Origin of the sequence: Paenibacillus sp. BJ-4, assembly GCF_020404765.1 — a bacterium.
Lineage (GTDB): Bacteria > Bacillota > Bacilli > Paenibacillales > Paenibacillaceae > Paenibacillus.
In genome coordinates, this window is sequence record NZ_JAIVEM010000038.1 from 86,203 (window position 1) to 112,979 (window position 26,777).

At 46.9% G+C, this 26,777-nt stretch carries 20 protein-coding genes; 15 read left to right on the forward strand and 5 right to left on the reverse strand.

Features of this window, described 5'->3' with window-relative positions; translation table 11 throughout:
• Positions 1 to 7 precede the first annotated feature (7 nt).
• The 6 genes from LCF57_RS07935 (at position 8) to LCF57_RS07960 (ending at position 5,499) form a co-directional block, all read left to right on the forward strand.
• Positions 8 to 880 (forward strand): carbohydrate ABC transporter permease, encoded by an 873-nt coding sequence (locus LCF57_RS07935; protein ID WP_226000196.1) that lies wholly within the window; start codon positions 8 to 10, stop codon positions 878 to 880.
• A complete protein-coding gene (locus LCF57_RS07940; RefSeq protein WP_226000197.1) occupies positions 877 to 1,839 on the forward strand; it encodes a sugar phosphate isomerase/epimerase family protein in 963 nt (320 codons plus the stop codon). Before LCF57_RS07935 ends, LCF57_RS07940 begins: the two co-directional genes overlap by 4 nt.
• A 34-nt stretch (positions 1,840 to 1,873) precedes the next feature.
• Positions 1,874 to 3,625, forward strand: coding sequence for a hypothetical protein (locus tag LCF57_RS07945; RefSeq protein WP_226000198.1), 1,752 nt, complete (start codon positions 1,874 to 1,876; stop codon positions 3,623 to 3,625).
• 192 nt (positions 3,626 to 3,817) lie between these two features.
• Entirely contained in the window at positions 3,818 to 4,558 is a 741-nt protein-coding gene (locus LCF57_RS07950) for a DUF1361 domain-containing protein (protein ID WP_226000199.1), read from the forward strand.
• Between the two features lie 75 nt (positions 4,559 to 4,633).
• Positions 4,634 to 4,837, forward strand: a complete 204-nt coding sequence (locus LCF57_RS07955) for a YwbE family protein (RefSeq protein ID WP_226000200.1) — start codon at positions 4,634 to 4,636, stop codon at positions 4,835 to 4,837.
• Positions 4,838 to 4,863: 26 nt separating this feature from the next.
• Positions 4,864 to 5,499, forward strand: a complete 636-nt coding sequence (locus LCF57_RS07960; protein WP_226000217.1) for a DUF2238 domain-containing protein — start codon at positions 4,864 to 4,866, stop codon at positions 5,497 to 5,499.
• Between the two features lie 51 nt (positions 5,500 to 5,550).
• Here the strand turns inward: LCF57_RS07960 and LCF57_RS07965 are convergent, their stop codons facing one another.
• Positions 5,551 to 6,720, reverse strand: a complete 1,170-nt coding sequence (locus LCF57_RS07965) for a glycosyltransferase family 4 protein (RefSeq protein WP_226000201.1) — start codon at positions 6,718 to 6,720, stop codon at positions 5,551 to 5,553.
• Positions 6,721 to 6,813: 93 nt separating this feature from the next.
• Positions 6,814 to 8,136 (reverse strand): MFS transporter, encoded by a 1,323-nt coding sequence (locus LCF57_RS07970; RefSeq protein ID WP_413232187.1) that lies wholly within the window; start codon positions 8,134 to 8,136, stop codon positions 6,814 to 6,816.
• Positions 8,137 to 8,342: 206 nt separating this feature from the next.
• On the opposite strand from LCF57_RS07970, the gene LCF57_RS07975 reads away from it, so the two are divergent.
• The 5 genes from LCF57_RS07975 (at position 8,343) to LCF57_RS07995 (ending at position 15,240) form a co-directional block, all read left to right on the forward strand.
• On the forward strand, positions 8,343 to 9,374 hold the full coding sequence (locus LCF57_RS07975; RefSeq protein WP_226000219.1) for an FUSC family protein: 1,032 nt from the start codon (positions 8,343 to 8,345) through the stop codon (positions 9,372 to 9,374).
• Positions 9,375 to 9,748: 374 nt separating this feature from the next.
• Positions 9,749 to 12,121: an RNA polymerase recycling motor HelD gene (gene helD / locus LCF57_RS07980; protein WP_226000220.1), complete on the forward strand. Its 2,373-nt coding sequence runs from the start codon at positions 9,749 to 9,751 to the stop codon at positions 12,119 to 12,121.
• A 154-nt stretch (positions 12,122 to 12,275) separates the two neighbouring features.
• Positions 12,276 to 14,117 carry an adenine deaminase gene (locus LCF57_RS07985; RefSeq protein WP_226000202.1) on the forward strand — a complete coding sequence of 614 codons (1,842 nt, stop codon included), beginning with the start codon at positions 12,276 to 12,278 and terminating at the stop codon, positions 14,115 to 14,117.
• Positions 14,118 to 14,233: 116 nt separating this feature from the next.
• On the forward strand, positions 14,234 to 14,815 hold the full coding sequence (locus LCF57_RS07990; RefSeq protein WP_226000203.1) for a Crp/Fnr family transcriptional regulator: 582 nt from the start codon (positions 14,234 to 14,236) through the stop codon (positions 14,813 to 14,815).
• An 83-nt stretch (positions 14,816 to 14,898) separates the two neighbouring features.
• Positions 14,899 to 15,240 carry a darcynin family protein gene (locus LCF57_RS07995; protein WP_226000204.1) on the forward strand — a complete coding sequence of 114 codons (342 nt, stop codon included), beginning with the start codon at positions 14,899 to 14,901 and terminating at the stop codon, positions 15,238 to 15,240.
• A 141-nt stretch (positions 15,241 to 15,381) separates the two neighbouring features.
• Here the strand turns inward: LCF57_RS07995 and LCF57_RS08000 are convergent, their stop codons facing one another.
• A complete protein-coding gene (locus tag LCF57_RS08000; RefSeq protein ID WP_226000205.1) occupies positions 15,382 to 16,230 on the reverse strand; it encodes a copper amine oxidase N-terminal domain-containing protein in 849 nt (282 codons plus the stop codon).
• Between the two features lie 234 nt (positions 16,231 to 16,464).
• On the opposite strand from LCF57_RS08000, the gene LCF57_RS08005 reads away from it, so the two are divergent.
• A complete protein-coding gene (locus LCF57_RS08005) occupies positions 16,465 to 17,736 on the forward strand; it encodes an ABC transporter substrate-binding protein (RefSeq protein WP_226000206.1) in 1,272 nt (423 codons plus the stop codon).
• A 30-nt stretch (positions 17,737 to 17,766) separates the two neighbouring features.
• Entirely contained in the window at positions 17,767 to 19,470 is a 1,704-nt protein-coding gene (locus LCF57_RS27845) for a methyl-accepting chemotaxis protein (protein WP_226000207.1), read from the forward strand.
• A gap of 187 nt (positions 19,471 to 19,657) precedes the next feature.
• Here LCF57_RS27845 and LCF57_RS08015 read toward each other — a convergent pair whose 3' ends face one another.
• The gene (locus tag LCF57_RS08015) at positions 19,658 to 20,932 is read right to left on the reverse strand and encodes an oligosaccharide MFS transporter (RefSeq protein ID WP_226000208.1); all 1,275 of its coding nucleotides are present in this window, start codon (positions 20,930 to 20,932) and stop codon (positions 19,658 to 19,660) included.
• An 831-nt stretch (positions 20,933 to 21,763) separates the two neighbouring features.
• Between LCF57_RS08015 and brnQ the strand changes: the two genes are divergently transcribed.
• Positions 21,764 to 23,116, forward strand: coding sequence for a branched-chain amino acid transport system II carrier protein (brnQ, locus tag LCF57_RS08020; RefSeq protein WP_226000209.1), 1,353 nt, complete (start codon positions 21,764 to 21,766; stop codon positions 23,114 to 23,116).
• 57 nt (positions 23,117 to 23,173) lie between these two features.
• Here the strand turns inward: brnQ and LCF57_RS08025 are convergent, their stop codons facing one another.
• Positions 23,174 to 24,094: an AraC family transcriptional regulator gene (locus tag LCF57_RS08025; RefSeq protein ID WP_226000210.1), complete on the reverse strand. Its 921-nt coding sequence runs from the start codon at positions 24,092 to 24,094 to the stop codon at positions 23,174 to 23,176.
• Between the two features lie 181 nt (positions 24,095 to 24,275).
• On the opposite strand from LCF57_RS08025, the gene yicI reads away from it, so the two are divergent.
• Entirely contained in the window at positions 24,276 to 26,600 is a 2,325-nt protein-coding gene (gene yicI, locus LCF57_RS08030) for an alpha-xylosidase (RefSeq protein ID WP_226000211.1), read from the forward strand.
• Positions 26,601 to 26,777 lie beyond the last annotated feature (177 nt).

Genomic DNA, 26,777 nt, shown 5'->3' on the forward strand with positions numbered 1-26,777 from the left:
ACATCTGATGAGTGAACGTACTGCAAATCGCACTTTTGACATCGTAACCACTGTGCTGGTGGCTGTGGCTGTACTGCTGTGCTTGGCCCCGTTTATTCACATTTTGTCCATTTCCTTCAGCTCAAACCGGGCCATTACGTCCGGGGAAGTGACTCTGTTTCCAGTTGAGTTCAATTTGAAGGCATATGGAAAGGTCTTTTCTGATATGAGCATGATCCGTTCGCTCGGGTTTACGGTTATGCTGACTGTGATCACGACCGTGCTGAGTATGCTGATGACGGTCATCGCGGCATATCCGTTAACGAAGAAAAACCTGAAGGGCCGCAAAACCATTATGTTTATCATTGTGGTGACAATGTTTTTCAGCGGTGGCATCATTCCCGAATACATTCTGGTGCGCGATCTGCATTTGCTGAATAATATGTGGTCTCTTATTTTACCAGGTCTGATCAGCCCGTTTTATCTGATTATTCTGATTTCTTTCTTTCATGGAATTCCGGAAAGCTTGGGGGAAGCGGCGGAGATTGATGGCGCCAGCCAATTCGGCACCTTGATTCGGATTATACTGCCGCTGTCCCTGCCCGTATTGGCGACGTTAAGTCTGTTTTACGGTGTGGGACGCTGGAATGGATTTCAGGATACGCTGATGTATATCCAAAACCCTGATTTATTTCCGTTACAGCTCAAGCTGTATCAAATGATTCAAAATAACATGGTATCCGAGTTGACCAGGCTGGAAGGAGCCAGCGGCGCGAGAATTACGCCTGAAGGGTTGAAGGCGGCGAGTGTCATTTTCGCTACGGTACCGATTTTGTTGGTTTATCCATGGCTGCAAAGGTATTTTGTTAGCGGCGTGATGGTTGGAGCGGTGAAAGGATGATGACAATGAAGGCGAAGGGGGAATACTCCTTTTCCACCTGTTGGAATATAAAAAAGCATACCGTCGGCCGAGAGCTTATTGAGGAAATCCGCGAGCTGGGCTTTAGCCGGGTGGAGCTGAATTATAACATTACCCGGGAAATGCTGACGACGATTGAGCCTATGATTGAACGGGGAGAAATCGGTATATCGAGTGTGCATAATACGTTTCCCCATACACCAGACCCGGATTACGGTACGGATTCCGTCCTGCTTGGGTTTGATGATGAGACGAAGCGAAAGCGTGCGATAGAGCTGCTGGTGCAATCTGCGGAATATGCGCATCGTTACGGGGCGAAGGCAGTGGTTGTGCACCCCGGAGAGGTTCCGTTCCCTTACGATATCAGCGGTGAGCTGGAAGTGATTTATCATGAGCAGGGCAGGGACTCGGCAGCTTATCAGACGTTGTGGGCACAAATGCTGGAACGCCGGAACTCACTGAGCGGGCATTATGCACAGCGTATCCGCGACAGCTTGGAAGAGGTGTGTGACCGTATTGTCTCCAAGGGGTATGATGTAGCCATTGGTATTGAAACGCGTTCACGCTGCTATCAGATGCCTACCTTACAGGAGGCTAAAACGATCATAGATGACTTGAAGGGTGCGCCTGTCTATCTATGGTATGACATTGGACACGGTATGATCATGGATCGAATGGGATTGTACGATAACGCCAAGGAAGCCAATGAAATGATCGACTATATTCTGGGTGTCCACATTCATGAAACGATCGGATTATCCGATCACTGGTGTCCTTATATTCATAGCGGTGATCTGGAGTTCTTTGATCGTTTTGTGAATATCATCCGGCAGGCCCCTATTAAGGTCTATGAGCTGAAAGCAGCTTGCCAGCCTGAAGATATTGAACGCAGTCATGAACTATTGACAAACAAGATAGCGAAGCTTGAGCCGCAGGGCTGATGAACGATTATGTATATTACAGGGGCTGATAGGGATGTACAGTAAAATTGTAGCGATCAACGATGCCTGGGTGAAACCGGGCATGGACCATCAGGTGCTGGACGCCGACAGCCGTTATTACGGTGGGGTGATCGATGATGAGAACGGGATCGCCTGGCCTAACCATTCGGTCGGTACTCCTGCGACGATGGCGATCTGGGCGGCTGCACTCGTCAATCCGAAGTCTATCTACTATCGAAATGAGGAGGTGCTTATCCGGCTGGAGCTGGCAGCGCAATATATGCTGCGTGTACAGCATGAGGACGGCTCTATTTCGCCGGGCTGGACGAATTTTCACTCACCGCCGGATACAGCGTTCGTGGTCGTAGGCTACGCCCAGGTCTATCAGCTGCTGGTTGGGAGCGACTGGCTTGAGCTGCGCCGGGTGACGGATGCAATGCGCTTGTTTCTGGAGCGGACCATCCCGGTTATGCTGACCGGAGGCTGCCATACGCCAAACCATCGTTGGGTGCTGTGTGCTGCTCTGGGATTTCTGCATGAATTGTTTGATCTGCCCGAGGCGCTTGTGCGGGCCGAAGCATGGATGGCAGAAGGTCTGGACGGGACGCCAGATGGCGAATGGACGGAGCGCAGCAACGGAATTTATAATGCTGTCAGCGATATTATGCTGATTCATGCTGCCCGTTTATTGAATCATCCAGAGCTGCTCGAGCCGGTACGCCGCAATTTACACATGATGGTGTATCTTGTCCATCCTGATGGTGAAGTGGTCACGGAGTATTCAGGAAGACAGGATTTCGGTGTGAAACTGAACTTATCCTCCTATCTTCTTCCGTATGCCATGCTGGCTACCGAGGATGAAGACGCCATATTTGAAGCGATGGCTGTCGTCGCCATTCAAGTCATGGATCATCCGGGCGGTGCTCCAACCAATGCGGCTGTACGTTTTTTACTAGATTCACGTTTGCAAACTCGCAAGGTATCGCCAGCCATATTACCCGTCAGCTATAACCAATTACTGAACGGAGACTTTCCAAGGGCTGACTATCTGAGCCGGATGGAAGAGGCAGGGCATCACCAGCATATCTATCATAGCCGTCTGCATACGGACTTTGGCGCGCCAGTTGTTCGATATCGGCAGGAGGACACCAGTGCGACGCTAATGACGGAGGTTTCATCATTCCTGTCGTTGCGGCATGGTGATGCACGACTGCTGGCGGTGCAGGCTGCCTCCTATTTTTCGCCAGGTTTTGTACCGATGCAGGATCTGACAGCTCACGAGCACGGATGGACGCTGTCGAGCACACAAGTCAAAGGTTATTATGGCCCTGTAGCAGCCTCGGATTTGCCGTCTACCTCGCAGGAAGAGGTTAGTCCATGGTATCTGCTCCCGCATCACAAGCGGCCGCTAACCCATGAACAGCGGCACAAAATACGGGTCGATGTCGATCATCATGAGGATGTATGGAAGCTGCGTTTTCGCTCGGAGGGTCCGGTGGACTGCATGATCCAGATCAGTTTTGTTTTTGGACGTGAGGGAAAATTTAGTTGCGGAGAGTACAGGCTGGTGAATGAAACAGTGCAATGCTGGACGGGCGGTACAGCACGTTATGAATCGGGGAATGCATGGTTTGAACTGACGGGAACAGCCATGGAGCATAAGGCTACTTCGGTTCGGGGGGCTGCTCACCCTATGGATTGCAACACGTTGCTGGTCAACTGGATGGCTCCGTTTGATAAGACGATCAGCATTCGTATGTCGCCTTTGCCTGTGAGTGAAGTCTGAAGTACAGTAAGCATCTATTTTCCGGGGATAAGGCCAATTCTCGGAGAAAAAGGTGCTTTTTTTGTGTCTTCATTTACATAGAGATGGAGCGCTTCCATTGAGCTTGAAGCCATTGTGGTGTACACTGTCCAGAACAGGTGTAAATTGGAACGTCAGGCAGGCTGGACGGTTGCAAAGGAGGGAAAGACGCAAATGTATGCCCGTTTAAGATCGTTAAATTATCCTGTAAAAGGGTATGTATTTATGGTATTGGCCGTATGCTCAGTGATCAGCACTTTATGGATCATTAATGTGCAGTTGCCCTCAGGCGGACGCCCTTATTTTTTTATATGGTGGAATATGATGCTGGCCTGGATTCCCATGATTCTGACATTGCTGCTGGATGTAATTCATTGTTCCTGGAGAAGAGGGACGAGGACGCTTTTATTGTGGGTAACAGGGGTGGCCTGGCTTGTGTTTTATCCCAATACGCCCTATTTAATTACAGATTTGTTGCATGTATTCGCCAAATATCCATTTCTTGAGGAGCAGCGCTTCTGGGGAAATCCATATTTCTGGAATCATGTACTGGGGATGCTGCTGGTAGCTGTTCTTGGCCTGACGATGGGCTTTGTATCACTTGAATCCATACGGCAGTTGGTACAACGTGCACGTGGCGGATTTGTAAGCTGGCTGTTTGTGGTGGTAGTCCTGTTGCTGAGCAGTCTGGGTATTTATATTGGTCGTTTCTTTCGCGGAAATACGTGGGATATTGTTTCTGGACCTTCCCAACTGTATGAACAGGTGTCTTCTATATGGGCAGATTCCCTGCAGCGAGCTCACTTTATAGAGTTTAGCGGACTGGTATTCGTTATTTTGCTGGTCAGCTATGTGTCTACGATGTGTATCATCTGGATGGGTAACAGCCGTCGGGACGAATGGCGTAGCTGGTAATTTTGATGCCCTAAATGGATGTCCTGTATGGATGCATATGTCTTAACTTGTAAAATCGAAAGGAGGAACAGTACGATGAACGGACAAAACCGATCCGATATCCATGCTGGTCTTAAAGTGGATATTGTACTTAAAAAGGATCAGCCCACCGGTAAGCTGACGCGAGGAACGGTGAAGGACATTCTGACCAATTCCCCGCGTCATCCGCATGGAATCAAAGTGCGTTTGACAGATGGGCAGGTTGGACGAGTCAAACATATTGTAACGAATGAAGGGTAGAGTTACGGGCAAAGGAGGGATGACGTATAAATCAGGTAACAATAAGCTACAAAAATGATCGCTACCCGCTTATTTTGCTTGTATTGTTGGCGCTTGCTCTTATGTGGTCCTTGATTCGTCCAGCGGATTATTTTACATGGATACTGGAAGTTTTCCCGGCGGTTTTGGGAGCTGTGCTGCTGGTGGCTATTTACAGCCGATTCCGGTTTACAAACCTGGTGTACACCCTAATCTGGCTGCATGCACTGATCCTGATTGTTGGCGGACACTATACCTATGCCGAAATGCCGCTGTTCAACTGGATTCGGGACGCCTTCGGGCTGGAGCGCAACTATTATGATCGGCTTGGGCATTTTGCACAAGGTTTTGTGCCTGCGCTCATTGTCAGGGAAGTGCTGCTGCGTAAAACGACCTTGGGAAGCGGGGGCTGGCTCACATTCCTCATCGTTAGTGTGTGTCTTGCGATCAGTGCTGCGTACGAGCTGATTGAGTTTGCGGTAGCCAAGGCAACCGGAACGGCAGCAGAAGCTTTTTTAGGGACGCAGGGAGATGTATGGGATACCCAATGGGATATGCTGCTCGCATTGATCGGCGCCCTGACAGCTGTGATTTTGTTGAGTGGGGTACATAACAAGCACCTCAAGCAGCTAAAGCATAAGTAACATCCTTTTTAGCTTTTTTTATCCTATCTGTAATTCCATAGCTTTAAAAGGCTATATTCTTGTTATGGGGTGGTTGTTGAGCTGGAGGGTGGCTGCATCCATGTAGCTGTCCAGCAGCCGCTCAAAAATGCGATCCCATGTCTGCTCCAGGCTGTAGGCTCTACCTGCTCTGGACATAGAGCGACGAAGCGGGGCATTTTCGTACAACAGGTGTACAGCTTCAGCGAAGGCAGCAACATCCCCAGCAGGACACAATAGACCCGTTTTCCTGTGAATTAAATTATCTTTTACCCCGCCTTCATCGGCACCGACCACGGGTGTACTGCTTGCCATGGCCTCCAGTACGACGTTGCCAAAGGTTTCCGTGGTGGAGGGGAAGAGAAACACGTCGGCTGCGGCATATAATTCAGCCAATTCTTGCCCTTTTACAAAACCCAGCCAGTGAACTGCATGCTCTGGCAACCCCATGTCTGCGGCTGTCTTTATCTTGTGTAATGGACCATCTCCTGCAATGACCAACACCGAGGCTGCGCGGACGTCGTCGGGCAACTGGAGATAGGTATCCAGTAGCGTGTCTATTCCCTTTTCCGGTGCAAGTCTGCCGACATACAATATCACGAATGCATCTGCACGAATGCCCCATTTACCCCATACCGCATGACGATCCACTTTTGGCTGGAAGCGATCGGTATCAATTCCTCTGCCCCAGATTTCGAGTTGACCCATTCCCTTATTACGCAATAACTCCATTGTTGACCGAGAAGGAACATACACCCTTTCGCAATGTCTGTGAAACCAGAGCATGTATTTCCATAAGGCAGGTTCAAGCCAGCGAAGCTTGTAATATTCGAGGTATTTATCAAAGTGGGTATGGTATGAGGCGACGAGTGGAATATGGTGTTTGGCCGCGTAGCTCGTTCCATAAAGGCCGAGATTAAACGGAGTAGCAACATGAATCAGATGTGGTGAAAAGGCTGATAAACGCTCATTGATTTGCTTGGCGTTGGGGATCGCAAGTCTACATTCCCGGTACAGCAAAAAGGGTATGCTCCGCAGCCGCTCCACGCCTGGCCCCGAGGGCAGATGGTAGTCTGCCTCCGGCGCGAAGACGAGTGTGGATACCCCATGTGTCTCCAGATAGTCAATCCATCGTTCCAGTGTCAGGGCAGCGCCATTGACGTCAGGCGCATACGTATCGGTAAATAATGCGACTCGAAGCATGCCTTTATTCCTCCTCCGCCATTCTCATTTATCCTATGACGTTTCAGGGGAGTCCGCTTGGAGGCTCCGGCTTTAATTGTGTCATGATTTTGTTTACGGGCTTGCCGGGTTTTGTAAAAGCTGGCCCGCGGACGGGCGTTTTTCTCGGAACATCCGATAATAGATGAGGGAGGACAAAATATAGAATACACCTGTCACACTGAATGTGATGGCATAGCCCCAGTAGTTGCCATAGGCTGTAACCAAATAGGCTTGTACAGGTCCCATACCTGCGGTGCCGAGCATAAAGGTCGTCTGGAGAATCGAGTTGGCAATGCCCCGATTCTTATCCGATACACGTTCTACCAGGATGGCCGTTTGCAGCGGATTGGCTGCATTCATTAGCGCTTGCCTGAATAGAAAGCTGATCGAGGCAATCCACAGCACGTTCGTAAAGCCTGTAATGAGAAGAAAAGGCAGCGAGAGCAGTTGAAAGCCTACCACAGCTCTGACCAATCCAATTCGGCTACCGAGAGTGGGGCCAATTAACATGGAGAGGACGGTCATTAACTGGCCGAGTGCAATCAACAAGCTCATGGCGCTGAGCGATATGGAAAAGCGGTTAGTAAAATACAAATTGAGATACGGGATAACCAGACCTGAACCCAATCCGATAAAAAATTGGGCAAGAACAAATTGTCCAATAACCCGCCTATCAGAAGAAACAGCAGGCGTAGCTGAGGTCGGCACATCGGACGTGGTTAGCGGCGTATGTGCTTGGTCTGGCTTAAGTGAAGATTGTGCAGGTGCTGCAGCTTCTGCAGCAGAGGAGGCATTTGTCATGAACAACAGAGGAATAAAGGCGGTCAGTGTGGCCATTCCTCCGAGGAACAGGGCGACTCGCAGACTGGATAGTGGTGTGATTCCCCACGTCTGCAGCCCATCTGCGAGCACGCCACCCCCAAAGCTTCCCAGAACCTGGGCTGCAAGTACAAGAGCCGAATAATAGCTGAATATTTTCAAGCGTTGGGCTTTGCTTATGCTTTCTGCCAAAAAGGGCACAGCCAACACCTGAATAAAAGCGGCAAATACACCTGAAATAACGGCAAATCCCAACATGCTTCCACTAGTATCTGTAAAGGTACGGGCGAGAAAGGCAAGGCCGCTGAATAACGCACCGATGACCAGCATATGCTTACGGCTCGTACGATCTCCTAAAAATCCGACCGGAATGAACAGGAGAGCCGTAGCCAGCGCCTGTATGCTGACAACACGACCGTTCATGTCATCATGGAAGCCAAGCCCCTGAATATACAGGTTGTACAGAACAGAAAACATCCCTGTCCCCATCTGGTACAGTAGATTGGCAATAAAAAATAAGCGGACATTACGCGGCCACTTTCGGGGCTCTTCTAACATTTTGCTGATCCATGGCACATTGAGTTCCTCCTGTGATGTTGATGCAGACCTGTGGCGTTGTTGCAAATAAGTTAATTCTGTTGATATGTATTCTAGCAGGAAGTGTACATTTCATAAATATTCCTTGTATCCGATTGTTTTGGGTAATAATAAGGAATGGACTTTGTCTTGAAATTTCATTATAGTAATTCGGTATGAATAAATTTGAAGGGGAAGCAGGAGGGATGGCTTTGGCTTTTGGAGCACGGGTGTTAAAAACGGGGATCGCAGTGACGCTCGCCCTTTTTCTGAGCATGCTTTTGAACACCCATTCGCCTGTGGGGGCAGCGATAGCCGCTATTTTTGCCATGCAACCGTCGATATATAGGTCGTGGCGTTATTTTCTGGATCAACTCCAAACAAGCACACTAGGTGCAATCATGGCGTTGCTGGGCGGAATGGTATTTTCGAATGAGCCGATTGCGGTCGGGTTGGTATGTGTGCTGGTACTTATGATATGTCTGAAATTAAATATGGCAGATACGGTAGGGCTAACACTAGTTACGGTTGTTTCTGTCATGGAAGCCTCGGATGACTGGAAATTTGCCGTGACCCGTTTTGCGCTTACTTTAATCGGGATTGTTTCTGCTTTTGTTATTAATATTACGGTGTTTCCTCCGAAACCGAAAAGACAGTTTATCAATCAGATTCAAAATGTATTTAACACGATGTCCTTGCTGCTGCGCACCGCCATTTCTGATGAAATTAAGGAGTCTGTCTTTAGAGAGGAAAAAGGGAATCTGGAGGGAGCTATTAAATCGCTGTCGGATAAATATCATTTGTTCGAGGAGGAGCAGAAGAAGCTCAAGCGCTCCCGATTCAGTCAGACGAGACAGATGGTAGTGTACAAGCAAATGCTCGAAAGCTTGCACAAAGGCTACGAGGTACTGGATGCGGTAGAAAGGCACTACTTCCAATCGTTACGACCGGAGGGAACAGATGCATTTTTTGATCATCACCTGGAGCTGCTGATCCGGTTTCATGAACATGCGCTGCTGAAATTCGAAAACAAGCTAAAGCCGAACGAGGACGAGAGTGAAATGTTCCAGCAGGCGAATAGTGAATTTATGAAGCATGCGATTACACGTTTTGACCATTGCCAGGAGGGCATGCTGCGTCTCTCCATTGTGGCTGCGGCCATGTACGACTATGGTCACCAGCTGGAGCGGTTGAGCAGACTGGCCGATCATATTCATCCTGTGGAAGAGAGCAAATAGCGATTACGAATAACTCAAAAGCAAAAGCGACCGTATGCATCGATCAGATGAACGGTCGCTTTTTTATGTAATGAATTCAGCTATTGAAGAAGCGGCTACACGAGCTTATCGAACTCTATAAAAGAATACAAAAAAAGCCCGCTGGTTGCGAACAGGGACTGAACTTGCTACAATATAGAATGCTATGTTTTAGGTTAAAACCATGATTGTAATTATATACTACACTTCTTATGACAGTATAGCATACTTCAAAGGGTTAGTCAATTTTCTCGGATCAGGGGGATGCCGTAGGTATGCCTAGGTCCATAATAATGCATAGTTTGATGCAAGGGAGCCCTGCGGGAGCAGGAGGAAACGGAACAGGAGTGACGCCAATGGCTACTGAGCAGCAATGGAATGAGGAGCAACGAAGAGTAGAAGATGTGACCGCAGTCATCAGTGGACGTATTCGGAAGCTGGAGACCGAGGTTGGCTCTGTGCGCGGAGATGTCGTAGATATGCGGAAAGATTTTTGGGATGAGGTAACGATTAATTTTAGTGAGGCGGATGATGTGGGCGAGACGTCCACCAGCTTGCGTCAGCAGTCTGAGATTTTGTCCGAACGGGAGCGCAGGCACAAGCATTCCACTGAGGCGCTAGGGCGGTTAAAAAAGCTGCTCGAATCACCCTATTTTGCACGTATTGATTTTGCTGAGCAAGGTCAGCCCGCAGAACGTGTGTATCTCGGGATCGCCTCCCTACTGGATAATCAGGACGAGGAATTTCTGATCTACGACTGGCGTGCGCCTATTTCCAATCTCTATTACGATCATATGCCGGGTCCCGCTGCTTATAAGACGCCGGCAGGTGAGATGGAAGGAGAACTGACGCTCAAGCGCCAATTTTCGATCCGTGATGGACAGATTCGTTTTATGTTCGATACAGGGGTAACGATTGGAGACGAGCTCCTTCAGGCTGTATTGAGCCGAAGCTCGGATGCCCAAATGAAGAGTATTGTTGCTACCATTCAAAAAGAGCAGAATCGCATCATCCGTGATGATCGAAGCCGGATGCTCATCGTGCAGGGGGCGGCAGGAAGCGGCAAAACATCCGCTGCGCTTCAGAGAGTAGCGTATTTGCTGTATAAGTACCGTGATCGCTTACGAGCAGATCAGGTCGTGCTATTTTCGCCCAACCCGATGTTTAACAGCTATGTTTCGACGGTATTGCCTGAACTGGGCGAGGAAAATATGCTTCAGGCTACCTTTCAGGAGTATCTGGAGCGGCGCTTGGGCCGGGAGTTTCAGCTGGAAGATCCTTTTGAGCAGCTGGAATATGTACTTTCGGCATCGTCACAGCCTGGGTATGATGCGAGAATGGAAGGTATTCGCTTCAAGTCGTCCAAGACGTTTTTGCGTGTAATTACAGGCTACAAGGCATATTTGGAACAAGAAGGAATGCATTTTAAACCCGTTCGCTTCCAGGGGCGCGAGGTGATTTCGGTAGAGCAGATGGCCCACAAGTTTTATGAGTTTGACCCTGCTGTGCGGCTGGCGAACCGACTGGAGCTGCTAAGGGAATGGATGCTCAAGGAGCTGGCCCGCTTCGGTAAGGAGGAATGCTCCGCCCCATGGGTGGATCAGCAGATGGATTTGATGGAGCCGGAGGATTATCAGCGTGCATATAATCGCATGCGCCGTAAATCGAAGAACAAGGGCGATACGTTCGACGATTTTACACGTGAGCGGGAAATACTGGCGCGCATGGTGGTTAGTGACCGCTTGAAGCCCTTGCGCAAATGGATCAAGGCGGTTCGTTTTGTGGACACCACCCGTTTATACGGTGAACTATTCCTGAATGAGACATTGCTCGGCCAACTGGCAGATCACGCAGAGCTGCCTGGCAGCTGGAGTGAAATTAGTCGGCAAACGCTGGAGCGTATTCAGGCCGGGGAACTGGCGTATGAGGATGTGACGCCCTTTTTATACCTGCGCGAGCTGATGCTTGGCTTCCGTTCCAATAGCAACATCCGTCACGTGTTTATTGACGAGGCACAGGACTATTCACCCTTCCAGCTCGCTTTTTTCAAACGCTTGTTTCCACAGGCTAAAATGACGGCATTGGGCGATTTTAATCAGGCGATCTATGCCCATGCCTCGGTGCTTCAGGATGCGGAGCCATTGTATGACCTGTATGGAGCAGAACAAACCGAGATGATTTCCCTCACACGCAGCTATCGCTCCACACAGGAAATTGTGGAGTTTACCCGTGGGATGGTAGCTGGGGGCGAGCATATCATACCGTTCAATCGTAAGGGAGAGAAGCCGCGTGTAACCGAGGTGCGTTCGCGTGAACAATTGCATCAACGGATTGTCGGGAATATCACGGAATTGTTGACGGAAGGCTATGAATCCATTGCAGTCATCTGTAAAAATGCCGGTGAAAGCGCAGCAGCCCACGAGGCGCTGGAAGGACGATTGCCAGTGAAGCCAAAATTGATCAAGAAAACAACTCCTGCCTTTGAAAAGGGGATTCATATCATCCCTGCCTACCTGGCAAAAGGCGTGGAGTTTGATGCGGTCCTGATCTATGACGGATCGGCTGAGCAATATCGACGTGAAAGTGAACGCAAGCTGTTCTACACCGCTTGTACGCGAGCGATGCACTTGCTGTATATTTATAGCATAGGGGAGATTACACCATTCGTGAGTTCACAGGAATCGGACACATATATCCGTAAAGTGGAAGAAAGTGATCGTGTTCTCTAGGGAGGGCGTTGGCCATCAGCTAGGGACAAATGCCATACGAACCCGAGCGAAGCTTGAATAGATGCAGGGGTGGCTGGCATTATGGAGCGTATTCCAGTAACATAAGACAAATAAGCAAAACAGGTAAGAAGCAAAAACGGAGGTAACAAACGTAATGGACATGAAGAGTGTATTTCAACGTCCGCCGCTGGCGGACTGTGTACCCGAGCTGGTGGCTACAGCTAGAGGAGAGCGCAAGGCATCACTGGTTATCCGCGGAGGAACGCTGGTGAATGTGGTATCGGGCGAGTTGCTACCGGGCATGTCTGTTGCTGTGCAAGGTTCTCGTATTGCATACGTCGGTCGGGACGTCAGTCATACGATCGGCGAGGATACCGTAATCATTGAAGCGGAAGGCCGTTATATGGCACCCGGATTACTGGATGGACATTGTCACATCGAAAGCACGCAGCTCACCGTAACTGAGTTCGCGAAGGCTGTACTGCCGCTGGGAGTGACGGGCGGCTTTTTTGACCCGCATGAAATTTCCAATGTACTGGGTCTAAAAGGACTTCGTCTGATGCTGGACGAAGCACGCACCACGCCGCTGGCTGCTTACATGCAGGTCGCTTCCTGCGTGCCGTCCACCGGACCGGAGCTGGAAACGACAGGTGCCTCCTTTGGCCCGGCGGAAGTCGCAGAGGCGTTAAGCTGGGGCCCGGATATGATCGGGCTGGGCGAAGTCATGAATTTCCCTGGCGTCGTCTATGGAGACGATGTGATGATCGGGGAAATTCAGGCCACGCTGCGCGCGGGCAAGGTAGCGGATGGCCATTTTACATGGGCCTCCGATGATTGGCGGCTGCCGGTCTATGCAGCCGCGGGAATTACGGGCGATCATGAATGTGTCACGCCCGAGGATGTAGCCGAGCGTATTCGGCTCGGCATGTATGCCAAAATGCGGCAGGGCTCCGCATGGCATGATGTGGCCGAGACGATACGCGCCAGCACGGAAATGGGCCTCGATACGCGCCGCATGATGCTGGTGACGGATGATCGCAGCGCGGAGTCCCTGCTCCATGAGGGGCAGATGGATTTTGTCGTGCGTCATGCCATTGCGCAGGGCGTTAAGCCCGTGACTGCGTTTCAAATGGCTACGCTGAATACGGCAGAACGCTTCGGCGTAGCCCGGGATATCGGCTCGATTATCCCCGGTGCGATTGCCGACATTATTCTGCTGGAGGGCCGACTGGCCGAGGTGAACGTGACGGCGACCATTGCAGCAGGCCAGCTGGTGGCTGAGTATGGCCAAATGGTCGCTGACTGGGAGGGCTTCGTGTATCCTACGGAAGTAATGGACACGGTCCGTCTGGGACACGAGCTGAGTGCTGCGAATTTCCGCATTGCGGCTCCAGTACAGGAGGGGAATGTACCTGTACGAGTGATTCGTGTCACGGAAAATCACGTAGACACGAAGGAAGTACGGATGACCGTTCCGGTCCGTGGAGGCGAAGTCACGGCAGATCCCGCGCAGGATTTGTGCAAAATAGCCGTTTTCGAGCGGCATCACGCCAGTGGCAGCCACGCGGTGGCGCTCGTGACAGGCGTCGGTTTCACCGAGCCGGCCGCGATAGCGATGACCGTGGCGCATGACAGTCACAATCTGCTCGTCATTGGTAACGATGACGAGCTAATGACCCAGGCGGCAAAGCAGGCCGTCGCCATGCGTGGTGGCGTGGTGGTCGTATCCGCCTCGGGCGAGACGCGCTTCCCGCTGCCTATCGCGGGCCTGATGTCCCCGGCCCCGTTTGCAGAGGTGGCTGCGCAGTCCGAGAGTATCAGCCGGGCACTTCAGCAATCCGGCTGCATGCTGAACAACGCGCTGATGACACTGTCGCTGCTCGCGTTGGTCGTCATCCCTGAAATCCGCTTGTCGGATCAGGGGCTTGTCGTGATTGGAGCGGATGGTATCCGCAAAGTATCTCTTTTCGTGGAAGAGGACGCAGTGGAAGCTTGATAGAACACGTAGCCGGGGGTTGTCCCACAAGGTCCGATAAGACCCTGGGGATAGCCCCTGTTTTCTGTATATAAAGTCTTCGATTCCTTTAAACATGTGCGGGGAGCGGTGAGCAAATGTATCCATATTATCGTTCATTAGAAAAAATGGCTCATCAAGCCTCGATTATAGATCATGATTGGGATAGATTTGTAGAACGAACTGATGTGAGGCATGTACAGCAGGGAACGTATCTTATCGAAACTGGTGAACCTGTGCAGTATGCTTATTTTTGTGTGGAAGGATTATTCCGTTTGTTCTATACATTGGCGGATGGCAGAGAATATAATGTTGGTTTTTCGCCAGAAAATGATTACGTAACCTCTTACGGGGCGATGGTCACAGGAGAAAGATCGACCTTTACAATCGAGGCTATGGAGGATTCGGTAGTCATTGAAATTCCATATCTCGTATTGAAGGAGCTTATGGATACAAGCCATATGTGGGAAAGATTCGTCCGTAAAAGCGTAGAAAGACTTTATATTCGAAAAGAGGAACGGGAACGCGAATTATTGTATCTTTCCGCTAAGGAACGTTTTCATGCTTTTCTTCTCAAATACCCCGGATTGGACAAGCGAATTGCACAATATCATATCGCTTCGTACATAGGTATATCCCCAGTATCTCTTAGTCGTTTGCTTCGTAGTGATTCCCATTAACCTATGTTAATGCGTTTTTGCAGGCAGGCAGCGTACAATAAAGCTAAATTCAGTTCATGCTTCACCAAAAAGGAGACAGGCATATGCGGTATATGATGATTGTATTATTGGAATTTTATCCTTCCTGGTTGGCTTTGCCTCGAGAAGAACGCCGGAAACATACTGGGGCCTTGCAGGCTAGTATTCAGAAATATAGCGAACATGTTCAGGTTCGTTTTTTCGATGCAGAAGCGCTGCCTGGCAAGGACTATACCGATTTCGTCGTATGTGAAACGGAAGATATGAAGCAATATCACTATATGTGGGAAGAAATTCGTGATTCGGAGCCATATACCAAAGGATACATGAAGATTAAAGATGTAGTGATGGGTATGGAAAATGCATTTCAGTCCTATGAGTCAGAAATGCTACAGATGGAAAAATAACCGTCATTCCGCTTTCTATGTAAAATGAAGAGTTCATCTTATATACGGTTAAAAAAGGCGAATTCCTGTGCTGCTTATGTTCAGCTGGGAATTCGCCTTTTATCTTTTGGAGACGAAAAAGTGTAATAAGAAAAAATCACATTATACAACTGTGTTACTTATAATCTTCAGAAAACCGTTCTTCCCAGCAGTATCCATTAACTGATAAATGGATTTTCCTGCGGAATCGTTAAACAAATACCACTCATCATTCGATACATCATGAATCAAAGTCTCTGGGTAGCCTGTTAAAAGTTCAGATGGATAAGTGCGAATTAAAGAATATATATCAAAACGAGCTAAGCTTTTCCCTTTTTGGTCTAAGAAATCGTATTGTGCATTTTTATAATAAGATCCAGGTGTGTCAAGAGTTAAGCTCCAAGAATAGTTTTCAGGTGCTTCGACCTTTTCACCTTTGTTTTTTGCAAAAATATTATAAATGGTTTCATTATATGCATTGCCATTAATTTGCTGAATTACGCCGCCCAAAGTCATACGGTATTCCTGTTGAAGTGCTTTTACTTGTACACCGTCTATGAACAATGGTTCAGTATCAACCGTCACTGCAAAGTTGCTGTAATTGACATGGCATCCAAACGTCTCTGCAATAAAACGAAGTGGAACATATATGCGATTATTTTTCATGTATGGTTTTACATCAAGCAGCATCTTTTTACCGTTCTTCTCCGCTGTACTACTGTTCAGTGTTAATATTACTTTCCTATCGCTTTTAGCGAGAATAACCCCGGAATTGGACCATTCGACACTAGCCCCCAAACTTTCGCTTATAACACGTAGAGGTACCATAGCGCGTTTATTCTTCATTTCGGGCTTCAAATCGGATGTAATAGCCACACCGTCAACTTTGATCTGATTTTGTGCTGCATAAGTAGTGGACGATGAAATAAATAAAAAAATTGCAAGAAAAGCCGCAAAGAATGCTTTTTTCATAAATGATTGCTCCTTTTTCGGTTAAATTTGTAGCGCAGTAACTTTCCCCCATATTAAGACGCAACTGGATAAAATTTGTTGCACTGTCTCGTTAGCTTGTGTAACAGCCTGTTTGTGCTATTTTCTCATTCCTTTGTTTACCAATAAAAAATCCTAACCTTCCCGAGGAATTATGTCGATAACATTGAATATTATTCATAAATTTTATCAAAGTAAATCTTAGGGGGGAAGTTAATGAGAAAACAGCTAAAAGTTGCGATTTCTCTAGCATGTTTAATTATGTTTATAGGTTGTTCAGCTTCACCATTATCACAGCAGACGACCAAGATTACACTTTTGAATTCTAAATCTGAAATAAAAACTCAATTAGAAGAAGTAGCAAAACAATACAATCAAGAGCACCCTGAGGTATCTTTAGAGATTATAACTCCCGAGGGAACGTCTGCATATCAAAAGCTGATGTCGATGTACGGCTCAGGAAGTCCAGCTACCATGTCGATGCTTGACCCGGGCGACACGCAGACATTCTTAGATAAAGCCGTTGATTTAAGCAAAGAGAAGTGGGTAGCTGATACGATAGAAAATGGACTTGACACCGTCAAGAAAAATGATGCTGTGCTGGGGTTTCCATTTGCAGTAGAAGGCTACGGATTAATTTACAATAAGAAAGTGCTGGATAAAGCAACAGGGGGTTCTTTTGATGCTTCCTCGGTAAATAGTAGAAGCAGCCTGAACTCCTTAATGGCTAAAATTCAGAAGTCGGGAGTAGCGCCGGACATGCTTTCACCAATGGACTGGTCTCTCGGCTCTCATCTTTTAGCTCTGTCTTATTCTGTTCAACCTGGGGGTTTTCCGGAGTTTGTTAAAGGTATGCAGAACAACTCCATCGATATGTCCCAAAACAGTGTAATGACTGGATGGGTACAAACTTTAGATCTGCTCAAGGATAACAGCATCAATAAGCACTCGCCTTTGGACAGTACGTATGATGGAGCCAAAGCCTTGGGAGAGGGCAAGGTAGGGCTTTGGTTTATGGGAAACTGGGCTTGGAATGGAATAAAGAGCAATGATACGGCAAATGAGGAATACGGTTTTTTGCCTCTTCCGTTAAACGATAATACGGATGATCCTAACAATGCTAAGATCACAGTCGGTGTGACAAAGTATATACTCATCGACTCCACAACTACCACACCTCAGGAGCAAGAGGAAGCAAAGAAGTTTTTGAACTGGCTAGTATATGAAAAGTCCGGACAAGAACTTTTGGTTAACAAGGCCAATGTTATACCGGCGTTCAAGAATATTGACTTGGTGCCTACCGATCCTTTGAGTAAATCGATCATGTCATATATGTCGAGCGGAAAGACGCTGCCGTTTATAGCAACCCTTCCACCTGATCATGGGGGCATCACAGGAGCATCTATCCAAAGCTACATCAGTGGGAAGATAGATAAGACCGAGTTGTTGCGCCAAATACGCATATACTGGAAAGCTCAGCAGGGATGATACGAGACCAGTCACGGGAGGAAGATAAGGGTGTTTAAATTAACGTTAAAGAAAAAAATAATTAGTGCAGCGCTCATACTGGTTATCGTACTGTCCCTTTCAAGTGTTATAGGCGTCATTAAGATGTCGGAAATGGGGGAGGCTTCTGATAAGGTAAATAACAGGTCTTTACCTGCGGTTATTCTTCTTCAAGGTATGGATAAGCAGATTACAGAAATCGATAGACTCACCGTTCGAATGATACTCGAAGAGGATGCTGCCGTTCGCAGCACTTATCAAGAGGAACTAAGCAAAGCTACAGCTTCAATGGATAAGAGTGTAAATAAATATCAAAGTTTAGCCTCTACGACAGAGGAAAAAGAACTGTTTACCAACTTTTATGGTCAGTGGGCAATGTATCTTCGCCATCTCAAAGTGGTTTCCGCTGCCATGGAAGAAAACGACAAAGTGATGGCCTACATGATCATTCACGGAAATTCTTCTATTTATAAGGCAGCATTAGAAGATGTAAATAAACTGAAGCTACTTAATGAGCAGTACGCTACTGATGCTGCTAATCAATCGAGTCAATCTTACCATTCAGGTAGAATTTTGATGGTTTCTCTGACTATCATATGTACGATCATTGGAATTATCGGTTCTTTTTTACTGGCTCAATCGTTCACTAAGCCCATATTAAAGATAGCGGAACAGATAAAGCTGGTAACGAGGGGGGACCTGCAAGTGGAACCCCTAAGTGTCCGATCCAAAGATGAGGTCGGGGAACTGGCATCCGATTTTAATGAAATGTGCGATTCGCTGCGCAACCTTTTAAAGAAAGTTATGGATAATTCCTTACTGGTTGCTTCTACAGCAGAACAGTTAACGGCCAGTGCGGAACAGACAAGCATCGCTACCGAGCAGATAGCTATTAGTGCCACTCAAGTCGCAGAGGGATCTCAGACACAGCTTGCAGATATAGCTGAGACGCTGAATTACACAGTAGATGTTTCTAAAAGTGTAGAGAACATAACCAATCGATTTGTGAATGTGGCTAATCTCACAACCCAAGCACAAGAAAAAGCAAACAACGGGAAAACCCAAATGTCTTCCACTGTCTCTCAAATAAGGGATGTACATGTCAAGGTAACTCAATCCGCTGAAGTGGTAAATATTCTAGGGGAAAAGTCTGCAGAGATCAAACAAATCACAGCTATGATCAGTGATATAGCAGCCCGTACCAACTTGCTTTCACTAAATGCGAGTATAGAAGCTGCAAGGGCGGGAGAGCAGGGAAAAGGGTTTGCCGTAGTTGCTTTTGAAGTACGCAATCTGTCGGCACAAGCAAGTGAAGCAACAGGCAAGATTTCTTCTCTGGTCAACGAAATCACATTAAGAACAGACGAAGTTGTAATTTCAATGAATGAAGGCGTTCAATCACTTAATGAAGGTATGATGCTTGTCGAAGGTGTAGGTAATGTTTTCTCTGAAATTGTCGGTGCGGTTGAAGAAGTGAGCGGTGAGGTGGACACTGCAGCCGTAGAAGCAAGATCCGTCAATGAAGGAACCGTTGCTATGGTGGAATCGATGAAGAAAATTGCTGAAATCTCCGAACGTGCAGCAGATTCTACTCAAACAGTCGCAAGCGTAGTTGAGGAAACTACCGCATCCATGCAGGAAGTGTCTGCAGGTGCCAACATGCTTGCCAAGAGGGCGGAAGAGATGAATCAAACGGTGTCTGTATTTAAAATTTAAAATAAGCCTCAAATCAACTGGAGTTAAGAGCGGTAGCCTTGGACGAGAAAAATAAGTTCTAGACTACCGCTGTTGTATTAAATTCTTATGTTGGAACTAATCTACGTATACTTTTACGTAAGTATTCAGGCGTCCCGAATCCTTGCCGGACAAACCTTATGATTGAGACGTGATTGTCACCATTAGATTACGAATGAACGGCTTCAGCTTTTTTTGCTGATCTTTTCAGTTCCTGTTTACGGCGTTCCTCCAGATACCGCTCTCCATTCTTCTTGTCTGCTGTCAGTGTAAAGCAGGAAATGATGGTGAACAGACCTGCAATGGAACCCAGAATTACATAAGTAATCGGGAAATTCAGAACTTCATACAGATGTCCCACAATGGGCGAGAAAACGGAAACCACCAGAGAGCCCATAAACAAATACAGCAGGTACATGGTGGAGGACAAACGCTGGTCAAAGTTAACGGTAATGTACTTGAAGATGGCTACCAGAATAAGCGGTTTCTCCAGGGAGTGAATCATCTTCATCGCAGCCACCCATATGGAGCCAAAAGGCAGCGAAGAGCCGATAATACGCAACGACATAATTGTCCCGGCAATAATTAATGCCCATTTGGCGGTCGTTTTGTTTACAAACCAAGGGGTAACGAACAGGAACACAAATTCTAGGAACACCTGCACAGCGCTCAAATCGCCAAGGAATTGATTTCCTTCCGCTTTGGAACTGAACTGCGATACGAAATATGTGGCAAACTGCTGGTCATATACCTCATAAATTTGGGTCACGCCAACCATGAATAGCATTAGAAACCAGAACTTTGTGGTCCGTACAAGATGCAGCACATCAATAAGTTTTAACGATTCTGTTTTCTGCTGCTCCTGCCCGGAAATTTCGACTTTGGTCAGGAAGATACAGATCATGGCAACCACGGCAGATACGGAGGCAATCCAGAAGGTCAGATTTACATTGATATTGATGACCCGCCCCGCAACAAAAGTAGCCGCTGCCCACCCGAGTGAACCCCACATGCGAACTCGTCCATATTCAAAGCCGTATTTGCGTGAGACCTTGTCCATATACGAATCGACGACACCATTACCTGCATTAAACACCAGGCCGATAAATAGTGCACCGACAATGGCACCAATCACGAACTGCGTTTGTAGTAATGGACCGTACACATAAATAAAAAAGGGTCCGACGAGCAAAAGAATCGTAAAGAGTATGTACAGCAGATGTTTTCTCAGACCCAGCTTGTCGGATAAGTAACCGAACAGAGGTTGCATGATCAAGGCCACGATTGAGTTAGCCGCATATAGAAATCCCGTGTAGGTTTCTGAAATTTCCAGGCTTTGCCCTAGCCAAATGACAAAAAAGGACATGGCGGCAGACCATGTAAACAGATAAGCGAAGTTAAAAACACTTAGAGACCAATAGTTGCGTTTTGCCAAATTCATCATGTTTAAGCACCCCTTCAAATTGTAGCCGCTCAATGTGTTGCATACGTCATTAAACATTGTTTGTACTATTAATTGTAAGGATTACTCAATTGAATCTATAGGGCATTTTCCCAAGATTTCCTGTACATTTCGCAATCAGTTGATGATTTGGAGACTTATGAAATTTGTGAGGCTTCCAAACCATGAGGAACGTGTTGTTAAATTGTTGATTGATGTAATTGAAAATTTTTACGAGGCCTGTCGGGTGTATGTAACTATATCTACATTTTGTAGGAAATAAGTCCTGAGTGTAAAATCCCCTTATAGTTCATTAAGCTCACTAAGTAGGTGGAGAAACATATGGTAGCATCATAATTGCAAAAGCAAAGGCATGAAGTGATCCATTCTGCAAGTACAAAGTTACTTGAAACAGTGATCGCATATAGATTATTGTGTAATGATGAGTTAGACGAAGCCCACTCATCCTAAAGGTACAGGTTATCCCCGGCTCAATAGACATTGCTGACATCCAGATAGAAATAGAATGCGAATCGAGGATACGGACAGTCTTTATAGTTGCTATGTTTACGTTCATTAAAAACTTTCCTACACCGTTCAGAAGGGGGGATCAGATGGCTGTCCCTGATTGATGCTGGTCATTTAGATCGAGCTAGGCATTTTTATGAAAAGCACGAGTTTACATACTTTAGCCAATAAGATACCGTTCTTTGGATAAATCCTGATGTGGGGAGCTTCTGACAAGTATTTAACCCCTATTAACATATACTATACAAAATTAAAAGAAAACGAATAATAACAAAACGTTGTGAGTTCGTGGTTGGAGGATTTATTATGTCGAAAAGTGTTTCTACGTCCTTTATTATCATTATAGGATCAATGCTATTTGCCTTATTTTTTGGTGCAGGGAATCTAATCTTTCCGCCTATGCTTGGTCAAATGGCTGGAAAGAATGTATGGATAGCCAATGCGGGCTTCTTGGTTACCGGAGTTGGTTTACCGTTACTAGCCGTCACAGCCTTTGTTTTTTCGGGAAAAAGCGATTTGCAGACCTTAGCGAGTCGTGTACATCCCGTATTCGGTATTGTCTTTACAACGATCCTTTATCTTGCCATTGGCCCTTTATATGCAATTCCTAGAACCGGTAGCGTGTCATTTGAAATTGGAGTAAAGCCTTTTTTTACAAACGATGCGGATCATTCTGTCGCACTTTTTGTATTTACTATCCTTTTTTTTGGAGTTGCATGCTTGTTATCACTTAACCCTACAAAAATTATTGATGTAATAGGAAAGTTTCTAACACCCATTAAATTGACCTTCATTGGATTACTTGTGGTTGTATCTCTTATTCACCCAATAGGAAAATTCCAGGAACCTGCTGAGGGTTATACATCGCATGTCTTTTTCAAAGGCTTCCAAGAGGGTTATTTAACATTGGATGCTCTTGGAGCCTTTATTTTTGGAATTATCATTGTGAATGCAATTAAGGAAAGAGGAGTTACTACTAAAAAAGAGTTGATGATCATTTGTGCCAAAGCGATAACTATTGCGGTTATACTCTTAGCTTTTATCTATACGTCTCTTTCGTATATGGGCGCTTCTAGTGTTGAGAAATTAGGTGTTTTAGGAAATGGCGCTGAGGTGTTAGCCAAGGTTTCATCCTATTATTTTGGATCTTACGGTTCTATTTTATTGGGCTTAATGATTACAATAGCGTGTTTAACGACAAGTGTGGGGCTTATTACTGCCTGCTCTTCCTTTTTCCATGGATTATTTCCAAAAATCTCTTATAAAAGAATAGCTGTCATATTATCTATATTTAGTACCCTTGTAGCCAACATGGGTTTAACACAGCTCATTAAGGTTTCAACGCCAGTATTGATGGCAATATATCCTATTGCTATTTCTCTAATATTTTTAACGTTTTTACATCCCGTATTTAAAGGAAAGTCAGAAGTATATCAAGGCAGTTTGATATTAACTTTTATCATTAGTCTATTTGATGGCTTGAATGCTGCTGGAATAAAAATTAAAGTAATTAATGACTTTTTCACGCAGCTTCTTCCATTCTATGATGTAGGGTTAGGGTGGTTAATCCCCTCTGTTTTAGGAGGAGTAGGAGGCTATATATTTTATTATGTTAAGAGAAGAAAAATAGTTCTAATACTTATAAAGCCAAAAAAATAAATGAATTGCTTAGCAGGCAATTTAGATATTTTCATCAATTCGGTCTGATTAAGCATTTCAGTCTGTTATATAAGGGACAGCAAGCGCCTGATCTGCTTCGTGCTGCTTGCGGTACTGCGAAGGAGTCAGGCCGTTCCATTTTTTAAAGGTCGCAATAAAATAGCTTAGATTGTCAAAGCCAACATCCAGCGCGATATCAACTACTTTGCGGTCACTTTGCTCCAGCAACCTGCAAGCCTTCTGAATCCGATGATAGTTGATATATTCAATAGGACTTTTTTGCACCATTTGTTTGAAGAAACGGCAAAAATGTCCTTCACTCATCGCGATCTCATCGGCGATCTCACGCAACCGAATGGGTTCATGGGCATGACTGTTGATGTACGCCAGCGCTTTTTTGATCCGTTCGACCTTGCTGCGTTGCCCCGCCATAATGACGTCCGCTCCGTTAGCGGGTTTCATAAGTGGATACAGGCTGGCGATTATGCCATAGAGCTGTGCTTTGGTCGTCAGCTCACGGGCAGGTGTGTTCTGCTCATGGCTGGTGATGATGCGCCGCAACGCGGTCAGCACCTCCTGCTCCCAAGGCTGCACGCCACGAATATGGGCAGGAGGGACGAGCTTTTTGCTGATCAATGGATCAATGAACTGCGTCTGCACGGTATCCTGTGTACGGCTGTGCAGCAAGTCTGGGTGAAACACTACAGCAAAGAATACACAGCGGGGACTTTTTTTCAAATATCCGGCGTGAAGCTCGCCACTGTTGACAAAAAGAGCCTCGCCTTCACAAACCTCCGTATAAATCATATCCGTCTGAAAAACAGCGCTCCCCTGCTCCACGATAATAAACTCCATCTCCTCATGCCAATGGGACTCCAGTATACTATTTCCATTCAACTGCTCTACACTCGGATACACGCTGACTGGATACATGGAATTGCCGTGAATGCGGTTTTCCCGCAGCATTTCCCTTTGCAATTTAACGACCTCTTTTCTGCAATTTGATTTATATAGTAAATATCAAAATATTGATATAAAACGTCAAAATAAAAGAAGTAAACCCTTACATGAATCAATATTATTATAGTAAGGATTTCGAAAAAATCCAACAGGCATATTTGAGATCAAGGATAAAATACCGAGACGGAGGAAGAGACAGATGAAATTTACTGATGGTTATTGGTTGGTTCGCAAGGGCTATGAAATACAAAATCCTGCTGAAATCCGTGATATCGTGACGGACGATGCTTCCATGACGGTATATGCAGCGACCCACCGGATAGAGCACAAAGGAGATACGCTGAATGGAGCATTGCTGAAAGCGACCTATAGCTCGCCCATGCCGAATGTCATTCGGGTGCGTCTGAACCATCATAAAGGGCGGGTGCATCATGGGCCGGATTTTGAAATTCACACCTTGCCGACAGAGGTGGATATTACGGTGGGTGAGGACGCAGCAGTGCTGAAAAGCGGCGATCTGAGTGTGCGAGTCGGCCGTGGAAAGAGCTGGGACGTAGGCTTTTATGTCGAGGATCGTAAAGTCACAGGTAGTGGACATCGCGGACCTGGCTATATCAAAGACCCGCAGGAGCAGCCTTATTTCCGGGAACAGCTGGAGCTGGGAATCGGAGAGTATATTTACGGCCTCGGGGAGCGCTTCACTCCGTTTGTGAAAAACGGACAGGTGGTCGATATATGGAATGAAGACGGCGGCACGAGCAGTGAACAAGCGTATAAAAATATTCCATTTTATCTATCCAACAAAGGGTATGGTGTGTTCGTGAACCACCCGGAAAAGGTATCGTATGAGATTGCCTCGGAAAATGTCTCGAAGGTGCAGTTTAGCGTCTCCGGCGAATCATTAGAGTATTTTATTATTGGCGGAGTCAACCCTAAAGAGGTGCTGGATAATTACACCAAGCTGACGGGGAAACCTGCGTTACCACCAGCCTGGACCTTTGGTTTGTGGCTGACGACTTCGTTCACGACAGATTATGATGAAGCAACCGTGAACCATTTTGTAGACGGCATGGCTGAGCGGGATTTGCCATTCTCGGTCTTCCATTTTGACTGCTTCTGGATGAAGGAATACCAATGGTGCGATTTCCAGTGGGATCAAGATATGTTTCCAGACCCGGAAGGCATGTTGCAACGATTGAAAGCGAAGGGCCTCAAAATTTGTGCATGGATCAACCCGTATATTGCGGAAAAATCCATTTTGTTCGATGAAGGTATGGAGCACGGCTATCTGGTCAAAACCGCCGATGGCAACGTTTGGCAGTGGGATATGTGGCAGGCGGGAATGGGGCTGGTTGACTTTACAAATCCGGCTGCGGTGGCCTGGTATCAGGAGAAGCTGAAGGTGCTGCTGGATCAGGGCGTGGATTGCTTCAAAACCGACTTTGGTGAGCGTATTCCTACGCATGTAGTGTATCATGATGGCTCTGATCCGATGAAAATGCACAACTATTATACACATTTGTACAACAAGGCTGTTTTTGATGTACTGGAGGAAAAGCTGGGTAAAAATGAAGCGGCGTTGTTTGCACGTTCTGCTACAGCCGGGGGACAACAGTTTCCGATTCACTGGGGTGGCGATTGCTCATCGACGTATGAGTCGATGGCGGAATCACTGCGGGGCGGCTTATCGCTTGGTTTGAGCGGCTTTGGCTTCTGGAGCCATGACATTAGCGGCTTCGAGCTAACGGCTGCGCCGGACGTGTACAAACGATGGGTACAGTTTGGACTTTTGTCCTCCCATAGCCGTCTGCACGGAAATGAGTCGTACCGCGTGCCTTGGCTGTTCGATGAAGAATCGGTGGACGTAGTGCGCAGCTTTACCAAGCTCAAATGCTCGCTGATGCCGTACCTGTACTCGTCGGCTGTGGAGTCCTCGGTAAAAGGACTACCGATGATGCGGGCTATGGTATTGGAATTCCCGCAGGACCCAACCTGTGCAACGCTGGATCTGCAATATATGCTGGGAGATTCCATCCTGGTGGCTCCAATCTTTAATAAAGAAGGAGACGTGCAGTATTACGTACCAGAGGGTCAGTGGACGAACTTATTGACGAATGAAAGTGTAACGGGCGGGCGTTGGGTCAACGAGCATCACGATTTTACAACCCTGCCTGTGCTTGTGAAGCCGAATACGCTGCTCGCGATCGGTCATGAGGACAGCCGTCCGGATTATGATTACGCGGATCAAGTGGCTCTCCATTTGTTTGCGCTTGGTGAGGCTCAGCAGGCTCGGACCGTTATCGTGAATACGTCAGGTCAAGAAGAACTGACTGTCACTGCCAGCCGCAAGGGTTCGATCATTACGGTGAAAGCAGAGGGGGCTGTTAAGCCTTGGTCTTTAGTTCTGCGCGGTATCCACGAGGCTGTTCAAGTGGAAGACGGCAGCAGTCGGTCGGGGAACCAGGGTGTAATCATTACACCTGCCTCGAGTGGACAGCAGGAGCTTATCATTCACTTGGGCTAGGCAAGGCGCTCGTTCGCGTGTAAAATTTGCATAGTATAGCGATTGGATTACAGAAAAGGGTTTGCCTGATATACTGGTATTATCCCCTTCAAGTAGACACTCAAAAAAGTCCGCATGGTATCATGAGGATTGAGTGAACTTGAAGGGGATATTTGTATGGCTAAAAAAGGACAGAAA